Origin of the sequence: Prevotella sp. DNF00663 (assembly GCF_001553265.1) — a bacterium.
Lineage (GTDB): Bacteria > Bacteroidota > Bacteroidia > Bacteroidales > Bacteroidaceae > Prevotella.
This window is the reverse complement of the sequence record NZ_KQ960666.1, coordinates 1-4,489: the sequence shown is the minus strand read 5'-3', so window position 1 is coordinate 4,489 and position 4,489 is coordinate 1. Positions and strand designations below refer to the sequence as shown.

The following is a 4,489-nucleotide window of genomic DNA, read 5'->3' as shown; positions in this document are numbered from 1 at the left end:
TCTAAAGCTTTTCTTATCCCGAACTCGCGTAAAAATGTAACCCCACTTTGTAACCCCACCTGTAACCCCATCCATAAAAATTACCCCCTGAGACACGAAAAAAGGGTGATAAAACCACGCTGATTTTACCACCCTCTCAAACGGCGTTTTAATGTCGTTCTAAGCCTTTTCTTTCTTAGTCTTTATACGTTGCCCCAGAACCACCCGAAATGAGCGTAGATTGCTTTATTACGGCCCGTTTCGTGATAATCGTACCATTGCCTGAAAGCCCGGCATGGAGCAAATAATTACGTGTAGCACCTACCTGTTCAGGCGTAAATACTGTATAAACGGCAGAAATACTGCTGAAATACCAGTCTTTCCGTTTCGTTTCCTTTAATCCGTGTATCAAATGTACGTGTATAACCTTTGCCATAATCTATTATTTTATATTGCAAATATACCAAATAATAATTATATGGAATAAAATAGAACTTTATTTTTTTATAAAACACCAATAAAAAAGAGCAGATTTACTGCCCTCTTTATTCTCCTCATTGTTCTATGTAAGCCTTCTGTAAACCAATGTGAGTCTTTCGCCAACTTAATAAGCCTCATCAAGCCTCAAATGTAAACCGAAATTAAAGCAATGTAAACGTTTCGTTTTACAGGATCATATTCTATCAATACGCATAACTCTTTGAAACATAAAGCAATAAGCCGTTTTTATCCTCAACTCATTTTATACGCTTCGTTCTGTGCCCCATAGACCAACCCGAGTATTTAAGACAAAATAGTAGTAATAGCCTAAATACTAAAAAGGAAGAGGAGGGGGTAATTTATTCAAGTTCTATGAATAATAGAAACAAACAAGAAGAAAGTAAGGGATATATTGTAAAATCCAGACTAAGATAAATAGCGATGGTGTGTCATAATTGATACACCATCGTATTATATTATTTCCACAAAGAGTATTCTCTCCATTTTTCAGGAAAGCCCATGTCTTTCAAAACTACCAATTTGGGAGATTTTTCCAATAGGGTGAGCAAACTCTTTCTAAATGAGCTGTCAGGACTGATTATTTGCTGCAAATACAAAATTACAGATAAGTAGGCAAATAACTTATTGTTCCTTATCGTATCAGCTTCTTGCTTTGACAAGAAAGGATAATTCGTTCTATAAGGAAACTTCAAGCCTATTGTAAAGCGGCGATTCCATACACGACTATGATGGGCACAAGTATTGCGTAAAGACGATAAACCGTGCATCCAATTCTTCAGAATATCGACATTGTATAGTCCCAAATCTCTGCAAATTGTTTTACTAGAAAGATTATTCTTGTCCAAAGCAAAGAACAACTTACTCAATGTTCCCATAGAAACAACCTCTAAGGTCATCCACGCTGGCGGAAAAGCAGGTTCGCTATACTTTTGATAATAATGAGCTATAAATTCTTCATTACTTCGCTTGATCTCTTTCATTAAATCCCCTACAACAGGTTTATCATCTATAATCTCGTTGCGTGTCAATGCGATAAACTTATCGTGCTGAAAGTATAACTTATGATTGAGAAACCAAAAGGCGTCATTTTCATCAACGGAATAAGTTAAGGCGATTCTTGTTCTTAATGCCACCTCGATTTTTTCAATGGCATTGAAGATTAAAGAGCGTAAACGCCTATCAAAACAATAAAGGTCTATCACATCTTGAAAAGAAATGTCCTTTCTCAGAAATTCGTGATTAGCACCTTCCCCGTTATTTTGAAAAGGGTATGTGTATGCTCGTAATCTATAATAACTTATGTTATAAAGATATTGGGACGCAAGTTTTTCGTCTCCAATATTAAGTCCTCGATCGCATAGCTTTTTAACCTGCTCAGATGTGTCTATGGGCTTCTTTTCGTACCTCATAACCGTATATAAACTCGAAGACCTCCCCGGGTGCGCTGTTCTGATGAGAAGCGTGGGAGGTCATATTGATTGCAAAATTACTGTTTTTTTTTGAATGCGCAAGGAAAATGCCGAAAAAATCATTGTAAGCGATGAATTTTCCATTAAAAGTAGCATCAAATGTAGAAATTACAAATAATTTTTGTCTGCAACGCTATCTTTATCGGTTCAATAGTTTCAAACAATCTATGGTAAATTCCTTATCAAAGAAATAAGCGAGTACTGTTATCTTTGTGTGCGGTAAATCCGCAACCAACTTTTTACTTGTAAAGGTAATTATTTTGTTATGTAAACACTTGCATTTACACAACAAAAATAATCTAATCAGGAAATCAATTACCAACCATCTCGCTTCCGTATCATTTCATCTATCTCTTCCCGAAGGAAAAGCAATCGACCGTTAGCCTTGAGAAAGGGGATTTTCCCAGCCCAAACCTAGTTGTAGATGGTCTTTTGCTCCACTTTAAGAATCTTGGAAACATCGATTATGTCCAAATATTCGGATCTCAATCGTCTCCTGTTCAAAATAAAGAAGAAGATAGCCATTCACAGAGTTTCAGACCCAAATGGAGACACTAAATATGTATTGGTTATCCAAATGAAAGTCAAGCACTTGTTCTTGTGCTTGACTTTCGATTTTTGAAAAATTTTTATCTTGGCATTCTTATATTGTGTATGATAATTGGTTGAATTATCTCCATAAATTCATTATTGCCAGATAGGTTCTTTATTCCAATGGTTAGGGAAGCCAATCTTGTAAATTGGAATATCCGGACGTTCTTCTATCAATGAGATAATTTTCTTTTTGTAAGTGTCTCCGGCATTGATAGCATTGCACAGGTACAACATAGAGGTAATTATCAGATATGGCTTTTTCTTGGCAAACTCCGAAAGAGGATTTCTCAGCCATATACCTTTGGGATTGTTGATGTCCATAGGTCGTTTTACCATATTCCGACTCCAAACTCTGGAATGATGGGCTACAATATTCCTCAAATAGGATATAGCTTCGAGCCAGCTTGAGAGTTCCGTGTGTATGTTAAGCCCGAAGTCATTGGCAATTCTCGCCTTTTCCGGTAACTGATGACAGAGATTCTTGTATATCTTTGAAAGGGTACCGAAAGTTGCCACCTCAAAAATCACCCACGCATCAGGCTGCTGGGTAAATGATGTACATTTCCCGTCTTGCCACACTCCGTATTTGCGTTTGTATTCTTTTATAAAGACTTCACCACTGCGCATAAATTCGCTCATCAAATCCTCTATATGCTGTTGGTGGAGAGATTCATTTACAAAGAGTTTTTTGTCGGTATAGAATAGCCCGCCAAAAGATTGTGAGAGATGATAAATCATTTTTGTTCGTAGTGCTATCTCTATCGCTTCAATGGCATCAAACAGTATCAGGCGTAATTCCTTGTCGAAGAAATAACGTGAGATAACATCCTCAAATCTGGATTCCTCCATAAATATATGATGGTCTCTGTCCTTTTGCATATCCCACCAGTACCCCTTTAATCGGTAGTAGCTGATATGACTCAAGTGAAGACGGGCAAACTCCTCGTCTTCTATAATCATGCCCCTATCTTTCAGTAAATCGATTTGTTCCTGAATGGAACGTGATTTTTTATTTGCCATAGTATATATAAAAAAATGACTCGCCGGCAGATCTTACGGTATGCCAAGCGAGTACTGTTATCTTCGTGTGCGGAAAAACCGCAACCAACTTTCTGCTTGCAAAGGTAAGTATTATTTTTGTTTCAGCAAAATAATTGCCGATATTTTTTAAGTGACAAAAATTACCAACCTGCTTCCGTATCATTTCAACTATCTCTTCCAGAAGGAAAAGTAACCTGACATTGGCTTTAAGATTGGGAATTTTTCGGCACAGTTGCAAATATCCGTCCCGAGTGGACAGATAATGTCAATGTCGATGGATAGTCGGTGAGCAGACTCACCCAAAATAAGCATCAGAGCAGAACCGCCCTTGAAACAGAAAGGGCAATCAGACAATTTCAGCATCTCCAGCAGGGACATAGCCCTGATGACTTTCTCTATCAGGTTAAAGTCTTTATATTTGTTACGAACAGATATGGTCTTTATCCATTCTGTAGTCATACATTCTTTCTTGATTATACAAATTCCTTGATATATTTTTCTATTTGCGGTTTAATATTGCGCCGTGAGGCATACCGCAACAGCATACCTACATTTACATTATAGTTAGCAAAAGTATTCTGCATCATGTAAAGAGCTTCCTGCCCCTGCATGTAAAAGAAATCCTTATCGCATTGGATATCAACTAAAAGCTTCTCGATTGTTGGTACATTGATGCCGTTTATTTCCTGTATGGGAGACTCTGAGACAAGAGGCTTTACGATATAGGATCTTTTGTCCAACCGAATATAATCGGACATCATGTCTTCCTTCGGAGAAAGGAAACTGCGTTCGTGCATATCCTGTACAAAGTGGAAAATGGTTTCAGTGGCATCACGTTCCGTTTCTGTATAGATATTGTTATTATACGACAGGTGGAAAAGCCACACTAATTTGACCCACGCTGG

Annotated in this window: 4 protein-coding genes and 3 pseudogenes; 1 reads left to right on the top strand and 6 read right to left on the bottom strand. The window is 37.5% G+C overall.

Translation table 11 applies throughout. From position 1 onward, the window contains the following. Positions 1–175: 175 nt before the first annotated feature. A complete protein-coding gene (locus HMPREF3034_RS11770) occupies positions 176–415 on the bottom strand; it encodes a hypothetical protein (protein ID WP_062435739.1) in 240 nt (79 codons plus the stop codon). Positions 416–747: 332 nt separating this feature from the next. Here HMPREF3034_RS11770 and HMPREF3034_RS13190 point away from each other — a divergent pair. Next, positions 748–894: pseudogene (locus tag HMPREF3034_RS13190) on the top strand (DNA methylase); the annotation flags it as partial. Between the two features lie 41 nt (positions 895–935). Here the strand turns inward: HMPREF3034_RS13190 and HMPREF3034_RS11765 are convergent. The 5 genes and pseudogenes from HMPREF3034_RS11765 to HMPREF3034_RS11745 form a co-directional block, all read right to left on the bottom strand. After that, entirely contained in the window at positions 936–1,889 is a 954-nt protein-coding gene (locus HMPREF3034_RS11765) for an Abi family protein (RefSeq protein ID WP_062435736.1), read from the bottom strand. Positions 1,890–2,264: 375 nt separating this feature from the next. Continuing rightward, positions 2,265–2,474: pseudogene (locus tag HMPREF3034_RS12750) on the bottom strand (helix-turn-helix domain-containing protein). Positions 2,475–2,636: 162 nt separating this feature from the next. Further along, positions 2,637–3,563, bottom strand: coding sequence for an Abi family protein (locus HMPREF3034_RS11760; protein ID WP_062435733.1), 927 nt, complete (start codon positions 3,561–3,563; stop codon positions 2,637–2,639). Positions 3,564–3,821: 258 nt separating this feature from the next. Further along, positions 3,822–4,061, bottom strand: a pseudogene (locus HMPREF3034_RS11750) (nucleotidyl transferase AbiEii/AbiGii toxin family protein); the annotation flags it as partial. Beyond that, the coding region (locus HMPREF3034_RS11745) for a DUF6577 family protein (RefSeq protein WP_369796380.1) at positions 4,058–4,489 on the bottom strand (432 nt) is incomplete at its 5' end. The gene HMPREF3034_RS11745 and the pseudogene HMPREF3034_RS11750, both read right to left, overlap by 4 nt.

Bases quoted from the DNA above. Each gene is read 5' to 3' on its own strand.
- HMPREF3034_RS11770 (WP_062435739.1), bottom strand. From the start codon at position 415: ATGGCAAAGGTTATACACGTACATTTGATACACGGATTAAAGGAAACG.
- HMPREF3034_RS11765 (WP_062435736.1), bottom strand. From the start codon at position 1,889: ATGAGGTACGAAAAGAAGCCCATAGACACATCTGAGCAGGTTAAAAAG.
- HMPREF3034_RS11760 (WP_062435733.1), bottom strand. From the start codon at position 3,563: ATGGCAAATAAAAAATCACGTTCCATTCAGGAACAAATCGATTTACTG.